This is a genomic window from Cupriavidus necator A5-1 (assembly GCF_000744095.1).
GTDB classification, from domain to species: Bacteria; Pseudomonadota; Gammaproteobacteria; order Burkholderiales; family Burkholderiaceae; genus Cupriavidus; species Cupriavidus necator_A.
The window spans coordinates 635,273-658,700 of record NZ_JQLI01000001.1 but is presented as its reverse complement, the minus strand read 5'-3'; the positions used below and the strand labels follow the sequence as shown (position 1 = coordinate 658,700).

General features: G+C 61.6%; 18 protein-coding genes and 5 pseudogenes. 3 read left to right on the top strand and 20 right to left on the bottom strand.

Annotated features, from left to right (window positions below; all coding sequences use genetic code 11):
* Nucleotides 1-46: 46 nt before the first annotated feature.
* The 6 genes and pseudogenes from K307_RS03055 to K307_RS03040 form a co-directional block, all read right to left on the bottom strand.
* Complete coding sequence (locus K307_RS03055; RefSeq protein ID WP_230625423.1) at nt 47-1,162, bottom strand: LssY C-terminal domain-containing protein; 1,116 nt, start codon at nt 1,160-1,162, stop codon at nt 47-49.
* A gap of 131 nt (nt 1,163-1,293) precedes the next feature.
* Nucleotides 1,294-2,559, bottom strand: a complete 1,266-nt coding sequence (locus K307_RS03050; RefSeq protein ID WP_051974603.1) for an LssY C-terminal domain-containing protein — start codon at nt 2,557-2,559, stop codon at nt 1,294-1,296.
* A 210-nt stretch (nt 2,560-2,769) separates the two neighbouring features.
* Nucleotides 2,770-2,916, bottom strand: coding sequence for a hypothetical protein (locus tag K307_RS47360; protein WP_155301047.1), 147 nt, complete (start codon nt 2,914-2,916; stop codon nt 2,770-2,772).
* A gap of 219 nt (nt 2,917-3,135) precedes the next feature.
* On the bottom strand, nt 3,136-3,399 hold the full coding sequence (locus K307_RS03045) for a hypothetical protein (protein ID WP_051974602.1): 264 nt from the start codon (nt 3,397-3,399) through the stop codon (nt 3,136-3,138).
* A gap of 186 nt (nt 3,400-3,585) precedes the next feature.
* Nucleotides 3,586-3,905, bottom strand: a pseudogene (locus K307_RS45345) (transposase); the annotation flags it as partial.
* A gap of 101 nt (nt 3,906-4,006) precedes the next feature.
* Nucleotides 4,007-4,339, bottom strand: coding sequence for a DUF883 family protein (locus K307_RS03040; protein WP_042876234.1), 333 nt, complete (start codon nt 4,337-4,339; stop codon nt 4,007-4,009).
* A 653-nt stretch (nt 4,340-4,992) separates the two neighbouring features.
* On the opposite strand from K307_RS03040, the gene K307_RS03035 reads away from it, so the two are divergent.
* A complete protein-coding gene (locus K307_RS03035; RefSeq protein WP_042876233.1) occupies nt 4,993-5,430 on the top strand; it encodes a universal stress protein in 438 nt (145 codons plus the stop codon).
* Between the two features lie 390 nt (nt 5,431-5,820).
* On the opposite strand, the pseudogene K307_RS48965 reads toward K307_RS03035, so the two are convergent.
* From K307_RS48965 to K307_RS45335, 5 genes and pseudogenes are all read right to left on the bottom strand, one after another.
* A pseudogene (locus K307_RS48965) lies at nt 5,821-5,913 on the bottom strand (H-NS histone family protein); the annotation flags it as partial.
* A 397-nt stretch (nt 5,914-6,310) separates the two neighbouring features.
* Nucleotides 6,311-6,922, bottom strand: coding sequence for a PolC-type DNA polymerase III (locus K307_RS03025; RefSeq protein WP_042876232.1), 612 nt, complete (start codon nt 6,920-6,922; stop codon nt 6,311-6,313).
* Nucleotides 6,923-7,250: 328 nt separating this feature from the next.
* Nucleotides 7,251-7,676, bottom strand: coding sequence for a type II toxin-antitoxin system VapC family toxin (locus tag K307_RS03020; RefSeq protein ID WP_042876231.1), 426 nt, complete (start codon nt 7,674-7,676; stop codon nt 7,251-7,253).
* Complete coding sequence (locus K307_RS45340) at nt 7,670-7,942, bottom strand: type II toxin-antitoxin system Phd/YefM family antitoxin (protein ID WP_196251510.1); 273 nt, start codon at nt 7,940-7,942, stop codon at nt 7,670-7,672. The genes K307_RS03020 and K307_RS45340 overlap by 7 nt, the downstream gene beginning before the upstream one ends.
* Nucleotides 7,943-8,301: 359 nt before the next feature.
* Nucleotides 8,302-8,552: pseudogene (locus tag K307_RS45335) on the bottom strand (H-NS family nucleoid-associated regulatory protein).
* 1,065 nt (nt 8,553-9,617) lie between these two features.
* On the opposite strand from K307_RS45335, the gene K307_RS03015 reads away from it, so the two are divergent.
* On the top strand, nt 9,618-11,855 hold the full coding sequence (locus K307_RS03015) for a polysaccharide biosynthesis tyrosine autokinase (RefSeq protein WP_042876230.1): 2,238 nt from the start codon (nt 9,618-9,620) through the stop codon (nt 11,853-11,855).
* Nucleotides 11,856-11,992: 137 nt separating this feature from the next.
* Here K307_RS03015 and K307_RS03010 read toward each other — a convergent pair whose 3' ends face one another.
* From K307_RS03010 to K307_RS02995, 4 genes and pseudogenes are all read right to left on the bottom strand, one after another.
* The gene (locus K307_RS03010) at nt 11,993-12,247 is read right to left on the bottom strand and encodes a hypothetical protein (protein WP_042876228.1); all 255 of its coding nucleotides are present in this window, start codon (nt 12,245-12,247) and stop codon (nt 11,993-11,995) included.
* Between the two features lie 463 nt (nt 12,248-12,710).
* Nucleotides 12,711-13,058, bottom strand: coding sequence for an acyltransferase family protein (locus tag K307_RS03005; protein ID WP_155301046.1), 348 nt, complete (start codon nt 13,056-13,058; stop codon nt 12,711-12,713).
* Nucleotides 13,059-13,280: 222 nt separating this feature from the next.
* Nucleotides 13,281-13,730: pseudogene (locus K307_RS45330) on the bottom strand (tyrosine-type recombinase/integrase); the annotation flags it as partial.
* 76 nt (nt 13,731-13,806) lie between these two features.
* Nucleotides 13,807-16,706 (bottom strand): annotated as a pseudogene (locus K307_RS02995) (Tn3 family transposase).
* A 341-nt stretch (nt 16,707-17,047) separates the two neighbouring features.
* Here K307_RS02995 and K307_RS02990 point away from each other — a divergent pair.
* Complete coding sequence (locus K307_RS02990) at nt 17,048-18,373, top strand: TAXI family TRAP transporter solute-binding subunit (RefSeq protein ID WP_042876222.1); 1,326 nt, start codon at nt 17,048-17,050, stop codon at nt 18,371-18,373.
* Nucleotides 18,374-18,439: 66 nt separating this feature from the next.
* Here K307_RS02990 and K307_RS02985 read toward each other — a convergent pair whose 3' ends face one another.
* The 5 genes from K307_RS02985 to K307_RS02965 all read right to left on the bottom strand — a co-directional run bounded on the left by K307_RS02985 (nt 18,440) and on the right by K307_RS02965 (nt 23,292).
* Nucleotides 18,440-19,843 carry an efflux transporter outer membrane subunit gene (locus tag K307_RS02985; protein WP_042876221.1) on the bottom strand — a complete coding sequence of 468 codons (1,404 nt, stop codon included), beginning with the start codon at nt 19,841-19,843 and terminating at the stop codon, nt 18,440-18,442.
* A 10-nt stretch (nt 19,844-19,853) separates the two neighbouring features.
* Complete coding sequence (locus K307_RS02980; protein ID WP_042876220.1) at nt 19,854-21,032, bottom strand: HlyD family secretion protein; 1,179 nt, start codon at nt 21,030-21,032, stop codon at nt 19,854-19,856.
* Nucleotides 21,033-21,488 carry a DUF3302 domain-containing protein gene (locus K307_RS02975; RefSeq protein ID WP_042876218.1) on the bottom strand — a complete coding sequence of 152 codons (456 nt, stop codon included), beginning with the start codon at nt 21,486-21,488 and terminating at the stop codon, nt 21,033-21,035.
* A gap of 69 nt (nt 21,489-21,557) precedes the next feature.
* The gene (locus tag K307_RS02970; protein ID WP_042876216.1) at nt 21,558-21,983 is read right to left on the bottom strand and encodes a hypothetical protein; all 426 of its coding nucleotides are present in this window, start codon (nt 21,981-21,983) and stop codon (nt 21,558-21,560) included.
* Nucleotides 21,984-22,797: 814 nt separating this feature from the next.
* Nucleotides 22,798-23,292: a YMGG-like glycine zipper-containing protein gene (locus tag K307_RS02965; RefSeq protein ID WP_042876214.1), complete on the bottom strand. Its 495-nt coding sequence runs from the start codon at nt 23,290-23,292 to the stop codon at nt 22,798-22,800.
* Between the last annotated feature and the right edge of the window lie 136 nt (nt 23,293-23,428).

Here is a 23,428-nt window from a genome sequence, read left to right as displayed (position 1 = left end):
CTGCCTCAGAGTGCGCACAATGCCCTTGCAACTGGCTGGGATCGATTCATTCGTGGGCACGCTTCACCTCCTTGGAGGTGGGAGCACCATGCGGATTCACATATGGCTCCCAGTCCAGAATCTCCAAGTCCGATAGGCTCAGCGGCCGGGTGACAAAGAACATCACCGCGCGCAGCCCGTCAGTGAAGTAGCGCGCGCCACCTAGTGTCGCCCGCTCCTGCATGTGGGCTGTGGGACCGACGCCACCGACAAAGCCAAGCGTCTCCAGGCCTTCCGAATACATGCAGTCCTGGACCACCAGGTTTCGTGCCTCATCAACATTCTCATGCAGCACCGGGGCAACGCTGCTCGCGGCAAAGCGGCCGCCCACCGGACGGCCGAACTGCAGGACGTAGACGGGCCGCCCTCCGAAGCTGAGGGGGGCGCGCCAGGCTCGTATCCAGGTGGCCGGCGCTCCGGCTTGTGCCTGCTTGCGCAGGACCGCGTCCGGGATGCGGCCGAAAACATACTGGGCATTGTCGAAGGCTTGCTGATTTCGGCGATAGCTGCGTCGCACCATGGCCGCCCCGAAATCGTCGATGTCGCCGATAGCGATGCCGTTCAGCGGATCCTCGCTGGTCTGCTCTGTGGCATCGGTGGCGCAACATGGCAGACGCTCCAGAGCGGAGCGCAACGATGCCAGGTCCTGATAGTCCGTGATGGCGGAGGCTGGGTACGCAAACAACGGACGGGAAAAGCTCGGGTCCCCGGCATCGTCGGGCACTTTGAGGAAGAGTGTGAGGGCGATCAGGGAGAGATTGCCCAGCAAATCCACGTTCAGCAACTTGGTGCCGCGATCCGGATTGGTGAACACGACACCCGAACGCGTCTCGCCTGGGGAAATCGGGTTTCTGAATCCCTGCAGGTTGAACCATTCGTCTATACGATCATTGGTCCTGCCGTCGAACCACGTATGCAAGGGCCAGGCGACCTCCAATGGCGAAAAGTAGTCAGGATCGCTGCCCGTGCGAAGCAGGCTCAGCGGTTGTGACGTCCCGTTTCTGACTTCGATCCAGACCGGTTGCACGCCTGTCGCATTGACATCCGCGCCGAACATACGCTCGCTGTCGGCCGTGCTCAGTACAGCCGCTGTTACGCTCACATCCTGTTTCGTGATGCTCACGGCGCGGGCACGGAATGCTGCATCTCCTCCTTCGGCTGGAGGGTGCCACGCAGAACAGCCGGCAGCGAGGCACAAGATGACGATGACTCCCGCCACCGCGCAAAGACCGCGACAGATGGCCGGCGACAGGCTCATCGCCCGATTCCCGGTGTGGTACGGCGCTGCCCGTCCTGTTCGCGCCGCGAGAAGAACCGGACCGCAGCGAGAGAGGAGGGACGGCGGTCGAACACGAGAACCAAGCGATCACCGTCCGTATAGTAGGGGTCCGTGGTCAGGTTCTCGCGCGGGCTCTCTGGCGCCGCGGCGCCCACGCCGGAAGCATATCCGACAATGGCGAGACTCTGGGAATAGGCCATGTCTTCTGCCAGCGCCGTGCGCGCTTCGTCGACATCGGGGTCGATCTTGTGCGTCGTCAGCGTTGGCGAGTGGATCGTCAGGCGACTCCCGATGTCACGGCTGATCTGCCCGACCCATACGGGCTTGCCGTGATAACGCATGGGACTCAGCCAGAGCCGCAGGTGGTTGCGCTGGTGAATCGAGTCGCGCGCCTTCTGCAGCGCTAGGTCCTGTGGCCGCCCGAAAAGAAAGAGGTCGCTCACTGGCGCATTGAGATACCGCTCACCTGAGATAGCCGATGACACTACCCTCATGATTGCGCCCGACCACTTTGTCTCAGTCGGGCGCCAACCGCGGCGCACCAGCGCAGGAAACGCATCCTCGAGCCCGCCTACGACGACCAGGTTCAGCGGGTCGCCGTTCTTCGCGCCATCGCCATTGGTGGCACAGCAAGGCAACGTCTCAAGCGCCGCCAGGAAGGCGTCGTCGTCCTCGTAGCTGCGGATCAGATCGGGCGGATAAACCTCGCGCCAGAAGACGGCGCTTGCGTCATAATCACTGCGGAACTCTGGCACGATTGTGAACATCGATAACGCTCGTACGCGACCGTGGGCCACCAGGTCGAGTTGAATCAGCTTTACGCCTTCCTCGAGATTGGTCAATACCATGCCTGACACAGTTTGCCCAGGCAAAACCGGGTTCCGGAAGGCAAGCCGCCCGAAGCGTTCGCTGATCTCTGCCCGCACTTCACGTGATTCGCCCTCGGCGAACGCGTCGGCGGCCTCGGAGCTCGGGAAGAAGTTCGGATCGAGCCCGGGAAACAAAAGAAAATAAGGACGATCTTCCTCATTCCTGACCTCGACCCAGACTGGCTGAATCCCTTTTTTCGCAAGCGCCAGTCCATACAGGGACGCACTTTCGCGTGCCGAAAGCACCGTTACAGATACGGTCATACCCTCCTCGGTAGCTGTCAGCGCGCGACTCCGGAAGTCGATGCTGGAGTCGGGGGCGGCAGTGATGGCGCAGCCAGCCAGCAACCCCGCCGTGCCCGCGGCGGCCATCACCTTCACAAAAAATGGGCACGGGCGGACTCGATCGACAGGGGAACGGGAGAGGGCTTCGGATTCGGTCGGAGGCATGGTACAAGCAAAGGCCGGAGAAGTCGGCTTCGATCCATGATAGGAAACGGAACCTTGCTTGTCCTGCTGCTGTTCTTTCAAATGACGCCAAACTCAAAGCAGCCGACACATAAACTTCATCCGGCTTGTCGGCTAGGCGGGCGAACCCGGCATCAATGCAACACCGCGTACCTGCCCGCCGAATGTCCATCCTGAACTGATGACGTTCAGCACCTTCTCATTCTCGAACACCCAGACCAGCTGAAACCGCTTGACGCCGATACCCGACTCGGCCTGCACTGAATGCGGCGTAGCCTCCTGCTGATTCCACGGCCGAGCGCGCTGAGGGCTTCACCTTTTGGAGCGAAATCAAGCGCTTTGTGCTGCTTTGCCAACTTACGATCTGCCCGGCGCATCGCGGCGCTTACGGGCGAGACCAGCACGCTCAGCCGAAGGTTCGCCAAGCGGCCGATGCATGCTCTGCTGCTGGCGAGCACGGGAATCGACCGATACTCTCCATCAGTACTTGATGTCCCGCTTTTCCTGGCGGCCCTCCTGCTTCGTGCCGCGCTTGTCCTGTCGGCACTCGGCGTTGCTCTTCTGGTTTGCGGCCCGGCAGTCGACCTTGCCTGAGCGCGCCTCCTGTTTGGCAGCTTGGTTTGCGTCCCTGCCTTGTTGCCGCTGCTGCGACTGTTCGGTAGCCAGGGCAGCGCCCGATAGTGCCAGTAGTCCCGCTGCGGCCAGCATTGTGCCCGTCCGACTCCAAAGTCTCGATTCGACCATTTTCACGCTCCTCTATGCTGGGTTGAGACAGCGGTCAGCTGTCGCGCCAGGACGCCCTTCCTATGCTCCTAGAGAGGGAAACCCAAGAAGCCTTCTCCGATAGAAGCGAGCAGCCATTACCGCAAGTCCATGATGGCACGAATGTCCGCCGACGAGGCCATCCTCTCCTTGCAAGCGGTATTGGGGTTATGCTGCCGTGCTTCGCGTCATATAGGTCGAGTCGCTGCTGAGCAGCGCTTGGATGACGCGCCAGTTCTTGTTGGCTAGTGCGACGGCGCGCAGTTGTGCCCGCATCGCGCAATCAGTTGCTGCAGCCAGAGGCTTCGCGGATCAGCTTTTGTCGTTGCGTAGCGCAAGACCGCCCGCGCGCCGTGGATGAGCAAGGTCCGCAAGTAGGTGTCGCCGCGCCGGCTAATGCCGTGCAGACGAGGCTTGCCTCCCGAAGAGCACTGGCGAGGCACCAGGCCGAGCCAGACCGCCAAATGTCGGCCATTCCTGAATTGCTTCCGGCAAGGGGCTGCAGCCATTTGCAGGCATGGCAAACGCCACGTGTCCCATGCGGGACTACCACGTGTCATTGCCATGCCGGCGCCGCAGTCACGAATGCCTAACGGTGGCTGCCAGCCAGCGCGACGATAGCGCCTGTGGTTGCCGCGATGGCGGCCACGGTACCAATGCTATGCCACGGATGCTCATGGACGTAGCGATCGGTCGTTGTCGCCCACTCGGAGACTCTGGTGCGGCTCTCTTCGCGCAGCGCAACGAGGCGGTCCTGCAGCGCGCGCTGCCGGGCTTTGAGTGCGTGGCGCCCAAGGCTGGTCCCTACGCCGGTTTCGGCTTTGACATCATGAAGAAGCGCCTGCACGTCGGTCATCAGCGCATCGACGTCACGGGTCAATGCGTCCTTGTGCATGGAGAAATTGGATTGGATGTCGTTCATCTTGCCCTCCTGTTAGCGAAATCATCGCAGTGCGTCGCGCAGCACGACTGGCACTGTGTCAAATATAGGCTTGGGTTGACAGCCCGGCATAACAAGCAGCAAGCCACTACGAAACGGCCCGGAAGGGGGGCAAGAGGACCGTGGAATAAATGCGACGGAAGTATCGTCGCGCTTATGCCACGAAAGCCTCTTGTCGCTGAGGAGGGCTCGCTTGCCCGTCTTCCTGGCGTGCCACGCGCTGTACATGCGGTCGGGGATCAGATCCTGGTTCAGGAGGTCATCGGAATATCTGTACACCGATGGCATGCGGCGCTGCAACATCCCGCTGTCGCAGGTGAGCAATCCTCCCGTTGCGATCAACGCCGTAGAATTTCTCGCTCAGCGTACCGCTGCCGCCGCCGGCCCTTTGTTGACGGGTTGCTGCAGTGCTAGGCTGAAGGCGAAATCTTGCCGCCCAGGCGGAGACACCAAATTGTTGAAGCACCAAGGCTGACAAGGGAGCTACACCGCCACGAGTCGCCCTGTTCCCCTGATCAGCGAATCGAGGAGCGCGTCACGTCAGAGCAGGAACGATTGTCATACCATTACAGTAAGTTCGTAACGCGTGCCAGGGGGGCGAGGCGGATGGCCCGGCCGGCCATGAGGAGGCCAACATGTTTCAGCATATCTTGGTGCCCACCGATGGATCGGCACTCTCCGACGCTGCCGTGCGCATGGCGGTGACACTCGCCAAGGCATTTGAGGCGAGGATCACTGGATTGCTTGTCATCCCGGAATTCCATGTCTTCACACATCGGGTCGACATGCTGGAGGATAGCCAGGAGCGCTACGCACAACTTGCCGAAATGCATGCGGAGAGATACCTGGCGGTGGTCGCACAAGCAGCACATGAAGCGGCGGTGGCATGCGAGACGATCAGCGTTACCCACAATCACCCCTATGAGGCGATCATCCGGACCGTGGAGGAACGTAACTGTGACCTCATTGTCATGGCATCGCATGGCCGAGCCGGCCTGCAGGGGCTACTGGTCGGCAGCGAAACCCAGAAAGTCCTGACGCATTGCCGGATCCCGGTTTTCGTGTTTCGCTAGTCAATACTGCGAACCAACCGCACGCGGCGCAGCGGCGAGCGCCAACCCGGCCCTTGACCTGAGCCTTCGTACCTGCCGCACCGCGAGTGAACATGCGTCCCCTGCTGGAAGCCCGTCTTGTCAACGATGTTTTTGGCGACCCCCGGACTGTTCGTAGACTTCCTGGACGAACGGCGCGCGCTGCTGTTCGACTTGGAATGTGCACGCGCTGAGCGCCACCCGAGCTGACCGTTTCACTACCGGGGTAGCCGGGGCACCCATGCCACAGAGCGCGGTACTAGGGGAGCACTGGCTGCTCCTGACGGCTGGCCATCGCCCCGCGCGGCCTCGCGGAATGGTGTGAGTCCACTTCCACAAGACGACCGCCCCCAAGCTAATCCGCCGTCGAAGCTATCCGATCCGGAAAAACTCCACGCTCTGCCCCGCATTGACCGCCCGCCGCAGCCAGGCGGGCATCTCGCGCTGCCCGTCCCAGCTCATTCCGGGGTGATCGTACTTTCCGTGCATTTTCTGGCGGTTTGTCCCGGAAAGTGCCAATCCATCAAGGACTTACACATACACAGATCGCGCGAGACTCATTGCGGCGAAAAGCCTTGCCACAGGCGGCTGCGAGCCCTGCTACCGCCATTTTTTACACGGAAAGTACGATCACCCCACATATGACTACGTCGGGGGGAGTGAGCAAGGTTGAAGGCGGGTTCTGGGGTAGTCGTACATTTTGCGCAAAATCGGGCGGTAGCCAGCCGGAGAGCAGCTTGCAGCAAGGCTTCGTGGCTGCCCGCACTTTGTGCGGCAGGGAGCCAAACCGCCAGATTCCGCACCAAAAGTACGATCATCCCAAATCAAAGGGATTCGGCAACTGGTGGATGATGATTAACGTCTACGCCGCTCCTAGTGACCGCAGAAGCGTCGGGACCTTAGCGCTGCTGGTGGCCTGGACACGGGCGATGAGTGCGTAATCGACCTGGCTCACTCCGTACGTTTGAGCGATATCGCATTGCAGTCGATGCCACAGATGACAGGTCATTTCAGCGTCGGCCATCGCTCGGTGTGCACGCCCGGTCTTAGGCAATTGCAGCATATCGACGAGTGTCGATAACCTGTGATTTTGAGCGTGTGGGTAGATACGCCTGGAGGTGAGCATCGTACACGCGAAGTGCTGATTGGCTGCGATGTCCAGAAGCCCAAGCTCGGCTTGCCAAAATCTTCGGTCAAAACCAGCATTGTGGGCTACCACCGGATGTCTGCCGACAAACCGGGCCGCTTCACTCATGACCTTCGACGCAGCAGGCGCATCTGAAATCATGTCATTGGTGATTCCGGTCAGGCTTACAACCTGCGAGGGGATACGCTTTCCAGCGTTCATCAAGCTTTGAAAACGGTCGACGATCTCGCCGTCGCGCAACAAAATGACAGCAATTTCCGTCGCTCGGTCACCTCGACTTGGCGACAATCCCGTCGTTTCAAAATCCAAAATCGCAACCGTCTGCACCCTGCTTCCCCTTGTTTCTCAAAGCCCAAATCTCTGCCGTCGAATGCAAATCCGGCACATACCCTGCTCGAAGCACCTCGACGATCGAGCGCGGCGTAAGCACCGTCACACCCGTCCCCGCGCGCTTGACGAGGGACGCCCGGGATTCGCAAATATCTGAAGCTTCAGATATTAACGAATCCCGGCCAATCCTCTCGGAATACTTTAAGTGGCGGCGGTGCGATCCGTGGTCTGCAAAGCAGCTTGAAGCAAACAAGCCGACCGGTGGCGCTCCGTTGGCTGGACCGGATGTCGAGGCAAGATGATGTAAACCGACGCGTAGCGGCATTCAGAGGCCGAACCAGTTCGCCAGCCGCAAACCAGCCAATTCCGCAAAATCCTTTGTATTACGCGTCACCAGGGTTAGCCCGTGCGCTATCGCCACCGATGCAATCTGCCCATCCACGAATGGCAATGTGAATCCAGCCCGCTCGCGCGACTGGCGCAGCTCTGCGTGGATCCGCGCTGCGGCAGCGTCATAAGGCAAGACTGGCAAAGTGCCCACGACATCTTGCACAAAACGGCCAACAGCGTCCTTCCGTTGGCCATCCGGCATGCGCAACCAACCAAAGCGGAGCTCGTGCCAGACCGGGGCTGGAATTGCTAGCTCCCCCTCGTAGCGGGCCAAATTCTCCATTACCGCGACCTCAGGTCTCGGCCGCATGGCCTCTGAAACAATGTTGGTGTCCAGCAACCAACTCACGGCGCTCACCATGAGAATTCTCTTCCCCCATCAGGTTGACGTAATTGCGCAAAGGGATCGCCCTCATCCTCCACTGTCACATGCGTTTTGCGCCACTCTGCTAAGCGCGCAGAAAAGCCAGAGGAAGACCCAACCAGCTGTCGATATTGTGACCACGACATCAAGACGCCGGCAGCCTGCCCGCGCCGGGAGATCATTAGCGGCTCTTGTGCCACTTCTACACCCCGGAGCGCATCGGCGAGGTGCGCTCTTGCCTCAGAGAACGGAATGGTTTGCATGGAAAAGTGCTCCTTGCTTGATGCGTACATTTCAATTGTACATCATGAGGGGAATCAAGGTTCCCTGCCGGCGTTGCACGCTCAGAGGGATGCGACGATTAAGGCACTTCAAAATGCCCACCTATGGGCGGTCAAGCAGATCTTGGCCAAGGCTGGATCTCAAGCTCACGTCAGGCGCCCCGCTCGCAACAGCCTACCTATTCCTACGGCGGCCACTTCTGCCGTTATACCCCGGCACTACTTCTTTCCATGTCGTCTTTTACGTGCCCGAGCCGATCAGGTAATTTCTCAGCTTGGGGGCGCTCCGTATCCGCTTCGGATGGTCGACCTAGTCGCCCCCCAACGACGCGTGTGCTTTTTTATTCCTGCGGAATGAGGAAACGCTCGGGCCGCTTGCCCAGCCAAGCGGGCGTCCGGCCACATCCCGACCAGGTTTTGCCGGTTTTGGGATCCATGTACTTCGGCGGTAGCGGCGCCTTCTCGGAAGCAGCGGAAGCTGTACCCGCGGGCCGGCCGCGACGATGCCGCCCGCGACCTCAGTTGTGCGCGCCTCTTCGATTTTGGCTTCCAACGCTTGCTTTTGCGCCAGGAGTTCCTGATACGTTGCCATTTTTTTGCGCCGCGCCGTCGCCCGATCAGTTCGTGCTCGGCGCGGCTGTATGTGAAAAACGTCTGCAATTCGAAACTGCTGAGTTCACGCGGCACCTCGCGCGCGCCCAAATAGGTGCTCTGCCAGCCTTGTATCTCGTGCGCCTCCCGTCAAGTGGGCCAAGCCCGATACGTCAAGCAAAGGCGAACAGCAAACCTCGAATAAACCACAACTTACGCTTGAGAACCCGCGCCCCAGCTGGGCTTGCGAACCGTCGTAAATTGCACCGAAATCAAACTAGCCCCTTACTCTAACGGGCAAACTTCCACGAGCCCGTTAGCATTTCTACATGCCGAGCCTCTCACTGAGGCTCGGTTTTCTTGCTTGCGCATTGGTTGCGCGCCCTCGCTCGTTAGCACACACAGCCAAACCTCCGTACATGCCGCAGCTTGGACCGGGCTCCCTTCTGCACGATTCGCTTCATCTGGCTAACGGAGTTTTGTGGTGTTGCGCACATACATATATCGCAGCACGACGCCGCCTGCAGGAAACTCTTAGCGTTGGATAGGCCTCGCACAACCGTCGCGGAGGAGTGCCATGCGCCCACACGGACTGTTCCTCCTCTCGCTGCTGACCCTGATGTTGGTGCCAGACTTGCTGAGTCTGTGCCCGCAGCTGAGCGCGCTGTATTTGAGCTCAGGGCGATTGGGTGTCCTTGAGGTCCTGGTCACCTGCTTGCCGGGTCCGCTCATTCCGATTGTCCTGGCATCCCGGAGATGTGTTGGTGATCCCTTCGGAACCGGATGGCCCGGGGGCAAAGGAGGTGTGCCGAAAATGGAGCCGCCTGCGCCGAATCTGTCCCCGATCGTGCCTGGGTTCAGGCCGCCTTGGACTTGCTGACGCCCCCACCACCTTTTCGGCTTCACGAAACATCAAGGGTTGATGCATCCATGCGCACGCATCGCCATTTGATCATTTCCCCGACGTTGTTCCGCTGCGAGCGATCGTGAAAGCTGGGCACGTGGGTTGTCGCAAACGGAACAAAGAGCACGCCGTTGCGTCGATGGGCAGCCACAGGAGAGCGACATGAGAACGACAAGCGAGCGAGATGACGCGATCGAGGCACCGGTCGAGCACGACCAGAATGTCGACTTGACCGCCTACCTCGATGTCCTGGTCCGCTATCGCCGGACGTTCCTCGGTGCCGCCATCGTCGTTATCGCATTGGGGCTGCTCTACGCCCTGATCGCCTCGCCGGTCTACCACAGCGACATCGTGGTCCAGGTGGAAGAGAGCAACGGTCCTGGCGCAACGGCTAGCAAGCTAGCCACGTCGATATCGCCGGCGCTGGACATCAAGCCGGCGGCTACCGCCGAAATGGAACTGTTGCGTTCGCGCATGGTGCTCGGCAAAGCGGTCGCGTCTTTGCGTCTGGATATCGAGGCGCGGCCGCGCTACTTTCCCCTGATTGGGGAGACCATCGCCCAACTCAACCGCGAATTGTCCGCCCCCAGCCTGCTCGGCTGGGGGGGCTTCGCCTGGGGGCGCGAATCGATTACCGTGCAGGACTTAGATGTCCCTATGTCGATGGAAGGCCGCAAGATCCGGCTGACAGCAACCGGTGACGGCAGTTATTCGGTATCGCTCCATGGCTCCGACATCACGGGCAACGGCAAGGTCGGTACGCCCTTGTCGATCGCAACACCGGCTGGGCCCGTGCGCCTGCTGGTCAGCGCACTCGAGGCGCGCCGTGACGCCGCGTTCGAGCTGCGCCGGCTCCCACGCAGCGCCGTCATCACGCACTTGCGGAGCAAGATCATCATCACCGAGCGCGGGCGACATAGTGGCGTGATTGGTATCTCCCTGGAGGGCGACGACCCTGCGATGGTGGCTGCCACGCTTAATGAAATCGGTAATGCCTATGTCGAACAGAACGTGCTGCGCAAGGCCGCCGAAGCGGAGAAGTCATTGGCGTTTCTGTTGCAGCAGTTACCCGGCCTCAAGCAGCAAGCCGCGACCGCCGAGACCCGCTACAACGCTATGCGCAACCAGCGCGGTACCGTTGACCTGCCGGAAGAATCCAAACTGATGCTGAACCAGTCGGTGCAGCTGCAGACCAAGCTGCAAGAGCTTCGGCAGAAGCGGCAGGAGTTGGACGCGCGCTTCACGCCCCACCATCCTGCCATTTCGCTGATCGACAACCAGATCGCCAGCGTCAATGCCCAGATCAACGGCATGACAGCCCGCATCCAGAAGCTGCCTGACGTGGAGCAGAACGTGATGCGCCTGATGCGAGACGTGAAGGTCAGCACCGACACGCTGCAGTCAGTGCTCAATGACTTGCAGCAGCTCAGGCTGATGAAGGCCAGCAAGATGGGCTCCTCGCGCCTGGTCGACTCGGCCGAAGTGCCGCTCAGCCCGATCCGGCCCAACCGGGAGGTAATTGCCGCGCTGGCAGTCGCCGTCGGCCTGTTCGCCGGTCTCATGGCAGTCGTGCTCCATCATGCCTTCAACGGCGGCGTGGCGGACGCCGATGAGATCGAGCGCAGGACGGGCATGACCGTCTACACGACAATTCCCTTCAGCGCACAGGAGGCGCAGGTGCAGAAGGCCCCGAACAACGGCGGGCTGCTGGTCCGGCTGCAGCCGGACGACCCTGCCGTAGAGACGCTGCGCAGTTTCCGCACAGCCCTGCAGTTTGCACTGGCCGGCAGCCGCAACAGGACCGTGGTTATCACAGGGCCCGCACCGGGGGTCGGCAAGTCCTTTATCTGCGCGAATTTCGCGGCGATCGCCGCCAGCGGCCGGCGCGCGGTGCTAATCGATGCCGACCTTCGGCGAGGATCGCTACACCGGCGCTTTGGCGCTAGACGCAAGCCAGGACTCACCGAGCTGCTGCTTGGCGCGTCGTTCGAACAGGCCGTGCAAAGGGACGTTGCCCCCGGCCTGGACTTCATTCCGACGGGGAGAGAGCCGCCGCATGCGGCGGACGTCCTGCTCAGCCCCGCCATGGATACCTTACTCAACACGCTTACGATGCGCTACGATCTGGTCCTGCTGGACACCCCGCCCATCCTGGCGGCCACCGACGCCGGTATCCTGGCCGGCAAGGCAGCCGCAGTCTTCCTGGTGGCGCTCGCCGAGAAGACGACCGTGAGCGAACTGCAGGCGTCCCAGCGGGCGCTGTTGCAGAGCGGGGCGGAGGTCAAAGGGGTGCTGCTCAATGGCATGAAGATCGAAGGCCGCTGGTACCGCGCGCATTATTACTTCGGCAAGTACCGATATCTTGGCGAGTACGGCAAAAAGCAGTTGAAGCGGACATGAGGTATGTCAGGGCCTTGAACGCGAGTGAGGCCGCAGCGTGCCGCTGCGGCCTCAGGCCTCATGGTGCATGAGATTGCCCGCGGGTGGTCTTATGTGCTTGAACAATCCGAAAGTATCATTGGAGATCGCGCCGGCGGTTACACCGCCTGCTTTACCGCGACTGTCTCACGGGACCGGATAAAGAACCCGATGCCGGCAATCATTGCTACCGCATAGCCGGCGATATAGCCATAGACGGCGCCGCGTGCACCGTAGTTCGGGACCGTGACGAGGTCCACCACGATCATGGTGAGAAGCACAAGCAGCCATTTCTCTACCAGCCAGTTCGGCTTACGCATATGGATCGCCAGCAATGACAGTGCCGCATCAACGACCACCAGACCGGAAGCCATCGCGGATAGCTGCAGCAGACTTGCCGCAGCCTCATAGTGATCGCATTCGGCACTGTCTCTATGCGGCTGAAATCGGATACCGGTTCAAGTACCCTGTCGGAACGCATTGCCACCTGGCGTATTCACTCGCCATGTCGCACCACCTCAAAGTCCTCGTGCCGGAACGGCGCATACACTTCGCCGTCGAAGAATACGGCATACACACCGGTCTGCTTGCCGTAGGCGACAATTCGCACTGACGCCGTAATTCCACGCCTTCGACGACAAGGCCGCCCGGTGCAACCGTTACGCTATCACAGTCCAGAAGATATTCAGTCCGACCCTGATCACCTTGCGTTGATTCGAGAAGTATTGATCCTGGACGGCGGGTCATTGTAGTTTCACGACGAGCGTAGCTTTGCGCCAAGGGGCCAGCCAGTTGGTGCGCGGCTATAACTGGACCTGCGACCCTTGCCGTCAGTCCTCAGGGAGTCGCCAGTGACCCGCCCCGCTTGCGGCTTGAACCGAAGTAGCGGTTGATCCGGGACCGCATCGGCTTTTCTATCATGTAGTGAAGAAAGACAGAAGCGCCGACCGTCAGCGCCAACAGGATCAAAGCCTGCACCGCAGCCGGCATCATGGCAAGGTCGGGCAGCCGGGACCTCGCGAAGGAGAACAGATACTGAGGGATTCGCTGCACGATGTAGATGCAGTATGAACCCTCGCCAAGAAATACCAGCGGCCCGAATGAGAGCACCCGAGTGAGAGCGTCTATTTCATAGGAAAGCGAAAGGACCAGTCCCGCAGCGCCAGCGACGAAAAGGGTATCCACCCCCACCATTGACGCCAATGGCGCAGATGAGCAGCGACAGCAACGCGCCCCACCTGGGGTTATCGTCCTATTGCTGCAGATTGATACGGTCAGGCAGAAAAAAAGACGTTCTGTAACAATGACTTAGTGAGCCTCCAATCGCGCCGCACGGTCCTTTTTTGCAGATTGGTACGCTTGCCCACCATTTCCGCCCTTGCGAAGCTGGCACACGGAGGGACATGCTTAGGGTGCGCCGAACTGATCGGCTACCTGCTTCGCACGCCGGACGTCGTCCGCATGCAGGTCCATCGAAGTCGTGGCCAGGGACGAGTGCCGCAAGTTGTCGCGCACGGTCGTGAGTTCCGCGCCACCGTTGAGCAAGTGAGTTGCATGGGTGTGCCTCGTCCAGTGCGGGTTCGCGCGCCGCAGATTTTCGGCCAAGGCCGGGCCGCCGTCTTCGACGACGGCGGCGGCGGTCGCGAAAAATCGCTTCATCACCCGTCACAAACGCCAGGCGGTGATCCCACCCTCTTCGCCCAAGCTGCCGATGAGCGGCGTCGATGGGTCGCCACTTCGATGGCGCCACTGGCAGTCCACGCTCCACGAGGTAGCGATCGAGCGCACGGCGGGCCAGCGGTGGCAGCACACACTTCCGGCCTTGCGGCCCTTGCCGACCACGCGAATCCACGCATTTCTCGGCCTCGAGCCACTGCGGCGTGCCGATTTTCGGCTGCTGATGGATTGTGCTCTGCGGTGTTTGATGTTGCGGTCATGTCATTGCCCCTCCGATAGCCGCGCGGCGGCCTTGGATGAGCGCCTCAGTGTAGCGATCCACACCGAAGCTGAAAGTCTCACGGAAGTTGATGTGTCCGAAATGCCCGGGCCCCATGCGGCGCAGCCAAGCGTCCTCGATATTCGTACCACTCTTGCGCAAACGCTCGACGACATCGTTCATGCGGTGGGTGTTCCACGCCAGTACGATGTTGGTCAGAAGCGCGTGCGCCCCCGAGATCGCCTTCATCTCATCGCCTCGCCGGCCGCGTTCGTGTGGTACCCGGCCAGCATGGATCGCGCGCTGCAGCTGGTGCACCGACTCCCCCCCGGCTGAGCAATGTATGGATTTCACGGCGGAAGTCTTCAATGGTCACATAGTCGCACAGGAAGATGCTACGCAACAGCCGACCGAGATGCTCGGCAGCTTTGTGCGCCTTGTTGGTCCTGGCGGCGCTGCCGAACCGTTGCATCGCGAGCTCAGCGCTAATGCGGCCGATACGGATCGATGCCAGCACCCGGAGGAAATCGTCCCAACCCAGGCGTATGGCTCTCAAGGACAAGCGCTTCGTGGTGACACGCTCGATACGTTCCGGCACCTTGAACTCTGCAGGCAGGTACAGCTTGCGCTCTGCCAGATCGCGCAGGCGCGGACATAGATCGAAACTCAGGCCCTTGGCCGTGGCCATCGCGGCGTTCGTGTAGCCGTGCGTGTCCACTGCCAGTAACGACAGGCGGATATGGTCCTCGCTGCGGTTGTGCTGCTCCACACCCTCGATTGCAACCCCTGCCTGACGCTCGTTCAAGACGATCGGTTGATCATAGACGATGCCCCACTTGTCGAGCACGTGGGTGTAGATGCCGGCCGCGTAGGTGCGTCGGCGCGGATCAACGCGAGCGATCCACAGATGCCGTGAAACGTCCAATGACATCTCATCATGTCGGCCGATGCCTTATTTCCGGTGCCCCAGTGCGTGGCTAACGGGATCTTTCCCTGGAATTCGGACACCACCTCGTTGGCCCTGCGCAAATGGCCATGGGTCTCCAGCGCGCGCATGGCAAGTGACACCTGAGCGGTGTCGATGCCGGGAATCATTGCTGCGATGCCCTTGGCGTCGATCTCGGTGCCATGGGCGAGCAAGGCCGCATAGGTCGACAGCAGTTCGGCCACGGACTCTGCCCGGTGCCCGAGTAGCACCTCGCTGAAATTGGTCGACGCGTCGACCTCCAGCAATAGGTCCGGAAACTGCACATCGCCGATTGTCTTGTAGATCAAGTCGCGCGTGCGGCGCGGCTCATCGTCCTGCTCCAGCGGCACAATCGCCGGCAGGTGAAGCATGCCATCGTTTCCAATATCGATCTTGCCTTGAGCGCAGGCCTCGGCCACCACAGCCACGCCAGCACGAAGCGTATCCAGTAGCTGTTCGATGAAGGTATCAGCGGTGGCTGGCAGGCCCAACAGCGCGCGGTACTTGGCACGGTCGCGCTCCCACTCCTTGGCAGGAATGAGCATTTGGTCGCGATCACGAAAGCGCATCGAGTGGTCAATCCATACGCTGCCCCGACGCAGGCTCTTGTGTAGCGACATCATCGTGCAAGCAGCGAAGGCCTGGTAGCCGCGCTTTGGGTCAGGGTCATGGACGAGGTCATGCCACGCCGTGCCAACGCCGGTCTCCGTAAAGTCTTCTGGCAGAGCATTGAGCTTCCTCGTCTGCAGTTCGCGCCATGCCTTGAGGTTCGCAAAGCCGGGATCGTCCTCCCTGCCTCCGAACTCCAGGTCTTCCAGGCCCGACAGCAGAGCGTGAACCCGCTGATGGCTACTGGTCAGCGCCGCCCGCACGTGTGACGCAAAGCTCGATTGCGCCCCGTCGGTGACGACGGCCAGGTGCGTCAGGGCTTCATCCACTCGCTGCGTGGTGGACTTGCTCTTGTCTTGCAGAACGGCCTTGGCCTTGAGCGCCTGCTGCCTGCCTTCCACGGCAGAACGGGTGTGCGTCGGCTGGTCTGGTGCATCGCGATATCGGTGAGTTCCAGCAAGCCCATCCGCAGAAAGCACACCAGTTCGAGCGCCTGGGTGCTCCCCTTCAGTGCTTTGGTCTTGCCCGGGCGCCTTGCTTGCACCTTCTGCGCATAGGCACGCAGTTTGGGCAACGCGATGTCATCCAGGTTCCACTCGTGCACAGCAAGGGACTTCAGGTAGCGGATCGTGTCCAGCGTTTCAGCGAGGTTCTTGGGGCCATTGCGCCCGGAAGGCGCCTTGATCCACTCGAGGTGTGTTGCAGTGCCGTCAGCCCGCGGACTGCGGACGGATTCCATGCAGTGCTGCAGCGTGGCCGCCGGCACTGCGCGGTTGACCGCCGCGAGCATTTGCGCCTCGTAGGCGGAAAATGCATGCCGTGCCAAGTCTGTGAGCTGGCGCTGGCCGGGAATGAGGAGGCAGCGATCGTGGAGCCATCGCTGGGCAGTGGTGACGAGTTCATCCACGTGTGGCGCTGCGGCAGCTTGCACGCGGAGCATCTCCAGCAAAGCGGCCTGGCTGGTGACATCGAGCGCCTTGATGCCAAGGTGCTCCTTGACCCATTGCTGATGCTCGTACAACGTCGGGCGTCGCTGGTACAGCGTCTTCAGGCTGGCAATCGACAACAGCGGCGCGGAGAAAGCTTCACACAGGTACCGAAGGAGATTGCGCGGAACGGCAGCAAACCGGTCCAACGGCCGACCGAAGGCCCGGAGGCAAACGAGCTGTAGGCCGACCGCGGCGTATCTGTCGGCCCGAAACCGCTCCCGTATTGCCGCGATGTCAGCACTGGTGAGCTGAAAAAACTGCCTCAGGTCAAATTCGGTCAACCGGGCGGGCAACTCTTCCCTGCCAACGTAGCGATACGAAAATGCCGATATCTACACTTTTCGTTGGTGTCGTTCGGGACAAAACTGTACGACAAGTGCTCGGATGGCCGCAATAAGGTCAGGCGAATGGGCTGCAACCCAACCCAACAAGGGGTCTGGGCTGACTCATAACCGTATCAATCTGCAGGAAAAGGACGATCACCCCAGGTACCGTCGCGCATTGGCGTTACGGAACGCGGCGTTGCCCCGCCTGCTGGCGCAATCGCCAGCTTCGCTACAGGACAATCTGATATCGTATGGCGCCCAAGCCATACGGCATAGAAGAAACCTGACAAGAGAGCCAAGCAATGCCCAGGCCCAACCCAGCGCTCCGACGCAGCCAGAAGGCGCCCATGACACCGGGGCGCCGGCGGCTTGTGATCACTGGCGCCATCATGCTGGTCGCTGCCTTGGGCTGGGGAGTGGAGGTCGTCCTCGAACCCGCTATCCAGCGCACCATCGTAATCACAACCGGCGCGGACAAGGGCATCTACCGCGGCTTTGCGGATCGCTATGCCCCTCTCCTCAAACGCGACGGCATCACACTTGATATCCGCAACTCCGCCGGATCGGTCGAGAATTATGCGAGGCTGACGGATCCCGACAGCGAATACGACGTCGGCTTCATCCAGTCAGGCACCACCACCCCGACGGAAGCCGACCACCTGCAGACCATTGCCGCCGTTGCCTACGAACCGATCTGGGTGTTCTATCGTGGCAAGGCCACGATCGACCGGCTGGCACAGCTAAGCGGCAAGCGGATCTCGATCGGCGTACCCGGCAGCGGCCTGCTGAATATCTCGCGCGTATTGCTCAAACATAGTGGCGTCAACGCGAGCAACAGCATGCTGCTGGAAATGGACGCTACCCAGGCCTATCAACGCCTCCTCGGTGGCCAGCTCGACGCCGCCTTCTTCATCGGGAGGCCGGATGCCGACATGCAGCAGAAGCTGCTGAACAGCGACCTGAAGCTGATGAATTTCGCCCAGGCCGACGCCCTGGTGCAGAGGTTTCCCTCTCTCTCCAAGCTCACATTCCCGCGCGCATCGACCAGCATCTCCAAGGATCTTCCGCAAGCGGATGTCACGCTGCTGGCCGCCACGGCCCTGCTGGTCTCCAAGGACACCCTCCACCCTGCCCTGGTCTACCTGTTGCTGGAGGTAACCAAGTCCGTGCATGGCGGCGAGGACTACTTCACGCGGCTGGGCACGTTTCCCAACCTGAATACGAGCGAGTTTCCGATCTCGGACGAAAGCACGCGCTACTTCAAGTCCGGACGCCCCTTCCTGCAGCGCTACCTCCCTTTCTGGCTCGCCAGCTTCATCGAACGGCGCCTGCTGATCCTGCTGCCCTTCATGGCTTTGCTGCTCGGCTTGCTGCAGGCATTGCCGCGCATGATAGAGGCGCGGTACAAGAAACGGCTTGTAGTCTGGTACCACGAGATCAAGGCGCTGGAAGATGAAATCTGGAGAAACGGCGAGCCGACCACAGAGCAGGTGGCGCAATGGCGCGACGAGATCGAGAACATCGACGCGCACGCCAGCCAGATACGGCTGCCGCAGCGCTACTTCCAGGATGTCTACGCCCTCAAGCAGGCGATTGGCGTCGTCCGAGACCGGATTTCCCAGGCAGCCGCGAAGGTCAAGACGTCCCTCGGCGACCGAATACCGGACCAATAGTGAGAAGTGCCGGTGCCATATCCGCGGAGCAAAAGGCTGAATTCGTATGCGAGGGCGCTGGCTCATTCAAGCGCTTTCCCTGGTTCTCCCGCTCCAGTCTCCCCCCAACGCCAACAGCAGCGCAATACGCTGGTTGAGATGATCGCCCCGCACGTTGATCAGATTCATCTCGGCAGCCAGCAGTGTCTGCCGAGCCTTCAGGACGCCGCGCGGGTCGGAAGCACCAATGCTTACGCGTGCCTCCTCGCGCTGTACCAATAGCTGGCTCTCGTTCACCCGATCCTGCAGTTGTCTGGTGCGATCTGCAAGATTCGATTCAGCACGCAACCCCGCATCGACCTCGCCCAGTGCCTGCAGGGCACTGTTGCCATATGCGATCATGGCGGCCTTCTGCTCGGCGCTGTAGTAGTCCGCCCTGGCCTTGAGCTCTCCCCCCGTGAACAGCGGCGCGAAGATCGCGCCATTCAGTCCCTTGATCGGAGTGCCGGCCTGGTTGAGCAGCAGCACGTCGCTGCGGATGCCAGTAATGGCCGCGCTGATTGAAATGCTTGGCAGCCGCGCTGCCTCGGCGGACTGCCTCAGGTCGAAGGCCGCGGCGACGCGGTGTGCCGCAGCCGTTAAGTCCGGGCGGCGATCGAGCAGGTCTGCAGGCAGGCCTGCCTGCGGAGCTACGGGCATGGCGGGCAGCTCCAGCTTCGCCACACTATCCCCGTCCCCGATTTCCCCGGCAGGGTAGCGGCCCAGCAGCAGCTCCAGGGCTTGCGCGGCCTGGCTCCTGGCCAGTTCGGCCTTCCGGAGCGAATCCACCTGCGTGCGCAGCGCATTCTTCGCTTCCACCAGCTCAGTATCCGGCGCCGCACCGATGGCAACCCGCCGCTCGGTTATCTGCACCAGTTGCTCCTGTATGGCAACGGCTTGCCGCTGCCGGTCCTCCAGCTTTGCGGACCGGATCAGCGTGAACCATGCTTTAGCAGTGGCGGCTGCGACGACGCGCTGCGCCCAGAGATATTCGTCCGCGGTAGCGGCGTACTGGGATTTTGCCGCGCGCGACTGTGCACGGATGCGGCCCCAGAGATCGATCTCCCAGCTCGCACCAATCGAGAGGAACTGGGTTTCCGAATGGCCGGCCCTGCCCTTCACGCCCGCGCTCGGTAACAGGCCGCTGCTTTGCATGGTAACGAGTGCCTGCGCCTGCTCGACGCGCACCGCTGCCAGCCTGAGATCGCCGTTGTGCGCGATCGCTTCCCGGGCCAGCCGCTGCAACTCGGCATCGCCGAAGCTTGCAAGCCAGTCGCCCGCGGGCTCGCCTGCTTCGGCCGCGTTTGCCCAGGTGCGCTGCCCTTCAAGCGCCGGGACGGCCTGGCCTCGAAGGCTGGCGCTATCCGGCGGCGCCTGCAGGGCGCAGCCAAAGAGCATGGAGAGCGGCAGCGTCAGCAGTACCGGAATGGTCTTGTTGAGAGATGACGACACAGGCTTGCCTTTAATGGAGCTTGAATACCAGATAGTTCAGCTTGGAACTGACGCGCAGGAAGACCATCCGAACGATATGGAACATCTTCATGTGCGTGGTGTAGATGGCACCCGCGCCGACAGCCCCGACCGGAAGCATCTGGCCCTTCGATTCGTCGCGCAGGTCCAGCTTGACCGCAAATCGGTTCGGCACTGCTTCCGTGGCACCAGTGTTCGGGATCATTCCGCCCTGCGCGAACTGGCCTTGCGATTGTGCCCAGACGATCGAATCCACCTTTGCCTTGATAATTTCACCTGGATGCGTCGGCAGGTAGATCTCGGCAACGTCCCCCGCCTTGACGTTGTAAAGCTCGTTCTGCGTGTAGAAGGCGACCACCTCCTGCTCATCCTCCACGAAGCTGAATGCCGGTGAGAACGGAAACGGGACCAGCATCGTGCCCACGCGCACCTGCAGGTTCACGACCTTGCCGTCTGCGGGCGCCCGGTACTCGGTTTGGCCAAGTTCCCATCGGGCGTTCTCGAGCATGACTTCAGTTTCCGCACGCTTGGCGCGCGCCGTGGCGATGGCGGCGAATTCCCCCTGGCTCCTCGCCGACAGCTTCTGCCGCGCCTCGTCCTCGACAGCTTGCGCACTGACCAGTTCGCCTTCCAGTTCGTGCTGCCGGGCCAGGGCATCTTCCCGGTCGAACTTCGAACCGGCCCCTGCTGCAAGCAGGGCCTCATGTTCCTTGAGGCGCTGGCGGGCGAGCGACAGCTTGGCTTGCACCGTGGCAACCTTGCCGGCCGCACCGCGCACGGATTCGCCGAGTTGGCGCGCCGCTGCCTGCGCTTCAGCCAACCCGGCATCGTCCGCCATCAACCTGCCCTCGAGTTGTTTGACTGAGGCCTGATACGGCGTCGGGTCGATGCGCAGCAGGACATCGCCCTTGCTGTAGTGCCGGTTACCCTCGGCCGGAAGCTCGACAATACGCCCCCGCACTTGCGGCACCACCTGGAGGACCTTGCCAACCACCCTGACATCATGGGAGGAAGGCGCCACCACGTTCAGCGTCAGGACCAGCAGCGTCAGGGCGACCACCGGAATCGTGACCACAATGACCATGGAAGTCGTGTTCCATGGTAGCCATTTGAACTTGAAGAAGACCAGCCAGACGGCCAGCGCGTAGATTGCAAGCAGCAGCGCATCCATTCAGCTCTGCTCCCCTGCGTCGGACGTAACGCCGCGTGCCGTCGCCCGTAGGGACGCGACGTTCCCGGGACGGCCGATGGGGGCATGTCCCGCGCCTCGCGCCGCTTCATCTTCCGGCAGTTTGTCGGTGCCATAGGCCGCCCGGTAGAACACCGGCTTGGTGTGTGCCCAGAGCCAGGCCATCGGCCACAGCAGTCCGCCGAAGAAGAGCGAAAGCAGGCATAGCGCATGGATGGCTTCCCTTTGCGGATGCTGCTTCCGGTGGGCGACCGTATCCGGCCAGATATGCAGCATCCAGAACAGGTAGATGGCTGCAAGCGGCACGAATATCATCACCACCCAGGAGATGGCATTGGCGGCGCTCTCCAGGGCCTTTCCGCTGAGGAAGGAGGCGAACGCTGGTTCATGCATTGCCAGCAGGCCAAGGCCCGCCAGCAGATATTGACGCAGTTTCATCGGGGAAATAGAGAGATCGGGCACCAGGGCCCGGTGTTTGACTTGCCAGGTACTCGGCTGCGTTGAGAACTACAGTGTGCTGGTCGGCGTAGTACCCGCTGATTCGCTGCGGCTGCTCCTGGCGGCGCTGTCCGGCATGCGCCCGGCTTGCCAGCCGGATTGTGCATCCGTCGGGCAGCTCCGGCACGGGCTGGCTGAAACCGGCCCGGAAGACCGTTCGCTTTTGCCGGCTGGCACATCGTCCGCGTACAGGAGGTTGTACTTGCTCTGGCCGGGATTGCTGGCGGCACGGCAGGCCGCGGATTGCAGGCCGGCGCCGGTACCTGAGCAGGCTTCCGGCTGCGCGGCGGTGTCTCGCTGCCCGTGAGCGGGCAGGATCTGCGCGTACGATTGCGCGGCGCCGGCAATCAGCAGGGCCATGACAAGGTTGGGCACCCCACGACCGCGCGCGCCCGCGCCCGCTATCGAGACAGCCGAAAGGCAGTGCTTGATCATTCCTGTAGTTTCCTTCGAAGTGGATCAGATACCGTCGACGCAAACCGGCGCGGCCAGTCACATCTCCGTGAATGTGCACACCTTATGCCGGTGGCGCAGGCGGGGCTATCAAAGAAATTAGAAAGTGAGGGCGCGTCGAATGGATGCGCCCCAAGCGTGGCCCGGTATTTCGAATTCCTTTGATAGCCGCCACGGCGAGGCCGGCTTACCCTGTCCGCCGTCGTATGCCCTCCCAGGTGAATATCAGGTTCACCTGAATTGACTATCCAATGAATGCTGTTTCCTCGATTTCTGCATGTGTCATTGCCATTGCCACAGCAAGCGCCATCTCCGGATGCGCAATCCCTACCTCTGAGACGTGGAGTCCGTTCCAGGAGCCCTGGCCGTGGACAAAGATCGTCACTGTCAATCAGACCGATCATGACGTGCTGGCATTACGCGCCGGCCCTTGCGAGACCGGACCCGCGTCGCGGCGCTCGCTGTCGGCGCCTTCTTTCTGCTTCCTTGGCACCAAGCCGGAGGGGCCCATCGCGATAACCTGGAGCGATGCCATAGCCGGCACGGAATCCCATGCCGCGTCCGAACGGGGCGAGCTACATGCTTCGACGGCACCCCTGCCACACCTGTGGCGGGAAGATCCTCACGCTGGCGAACCCATCGGCAACTTCCTCTGCGTAGTCTTGCGCAATGATGCGCGGGTAGATCTTGCCGTTACCGCCAGTGCAGAAGCCTGCGCCGTTCTCTAGGACGCCTCCGACGTGTTGCTTCCCGGGGTGGACCGGCTGACGCCAGCCCAGTCCACCTTCCGTGATCCTTACTGTACTGAATAACCGCGGCCCGCCATGCAGGCACGCCAGGCTTGCCAGTACGACGTCATGGCCCAGTCGTTGCTGGCCTGCGCCTGTGCGCTGATGGCTGCAGCCTGCCGGCGGTGCTGGCGATGGGCGGCGCCACCAGCGACCGTGCCGACCGCCGCGCCCGCAGCAGCCCCCCTGCCCGCGTCACCGCCAATCGCACCCACCACTGCCCCGGCAGCCGCCCCGCCCGCTGCGCCCCGTACCCTCTCGCCGCCCGGCAGGATGACCGGCGCTGGCGTGCTCGCTATTCGGGCCGGATCGACGCCGGTCTCCCGCCGAGCCCAGCCATAGCAGGCCCCATCGTCGTTGGCCTGCTGGTAGGCCGACTGTCCTCTCAGCGGATAGGCGATGGGCTTCAGCATCAAGGCTTGAGCCTGCGCCGTACCCGCCGCACCCGAGATCAGAACCAATGCCGTGCACGCGGCAAGAGCAAGACTTCTACGATTGCTCATGAACTCTCCTGAGGAGGTGCCAGTCCGGGGCATTGCGCCATCTTTCCCCGGTGGCAAGGATTCGCGCCTCGGCGTGGCGGCAATCAGCGCTAGCCGATGCTCCCTGCCGGGGCGCAGGAAAAAAATGCCCGCCGTA

Excerpts from the sequence above, each read along its gene's own strand:
- K307_RS03035 (WP_042876233.1), top strand. The coding sequence starts at position 4,993 with ATGTTTCAGCATATCTTGGTGCCCACCGATGGATCGGCACTCTCCGAC.
- K307_RS02980 (WP_042876220.1), bottom strand. The coding sequence starts at position 21,032 with ATGGATGCGCTGCTGCTTGCAATCTACGCGCTGGCCGTCTGGCTGGTC.
- K307_RS03050 (WP_051974603.1), bottom strand. The coding sequence starts at position 2,559 with ATGGCCGCCGCGGGCACGGCGGGGTTGCTGGCTGGCTGCGCCATCACT.
- K307_RS03040 (WP_042876234.1), bottom strand. The coding sequence starts at position 4,339 with ATGAACGACATCCAATCCAATTTCTCCATGCACAAGGACGCATTGACC.
- K307_RS02990 (WP_042876222.1), top strand. The coding sequence starts at position 17,048 with ATGACACCGGGGCGCCGGCGGCTTGTGATCACTGGCGCCATCATGCTG.
- K307_RS02970 (WP_042876216.1), bottom strand. The coding sequence starts at position 21,983 with ATGATCAAGCACTGCCTTTCGGCTGTCTCGATAGCGGGCGCGGGCGCG.
- K307_RS03010 (WP_042876228.1), bottom strand. The coding sequence starts at position 12,247 with ATGGCTTCCGGTCTGGTGGTCGTTGATGCGGCACTGTCATTGCTGGCG.
- K307_RS03015 (WP_042876230.1), top strand. The coding sequence starts at position 9,618 with ATGAGAACGACAAGCGAGCGAGATGACGCGATCGAGGCACCGGTCGAG.
- K307_RS02975 (WP_042876218.1), bottom strand. The coding sequence starts at position 21,488 with ATGAAACTGCGTCAATATCTGCTGGCGGGCCTTGGCCTGCTGGCAATG.
- K307_RS03045 (WP_051974602.1), bottom strand. The coding sequence starts at position 3,399 with ATGGTCGAATCGAGACTTTGGAGTCGGACGGGCACAATGCTGGCCGCA.
- K307_RS45340 (WP_196251510.1), bottom strand. The coding sequence starts at position 7,942 with ATGCAAACCATTCCGTTCTCTGAGGCAAGAGCGCACCTCGCCGATGCG.
- K307_RS02965 (WP_042876214.1), bottom strand. The coding sequence starts at position 23,292 with ATGAGCAATCGTAGAAGTCTTGCTCTTGCCGCGTGCACGGCATTGGTT.
- K307_RS03020 (WP_042876231.1), bottom strand. The coding sequence starts at position 7,676 with ATGGTGAGCGCCGTGAGTTGGTTGCTGGACACCAACATTGTTTCAGAG.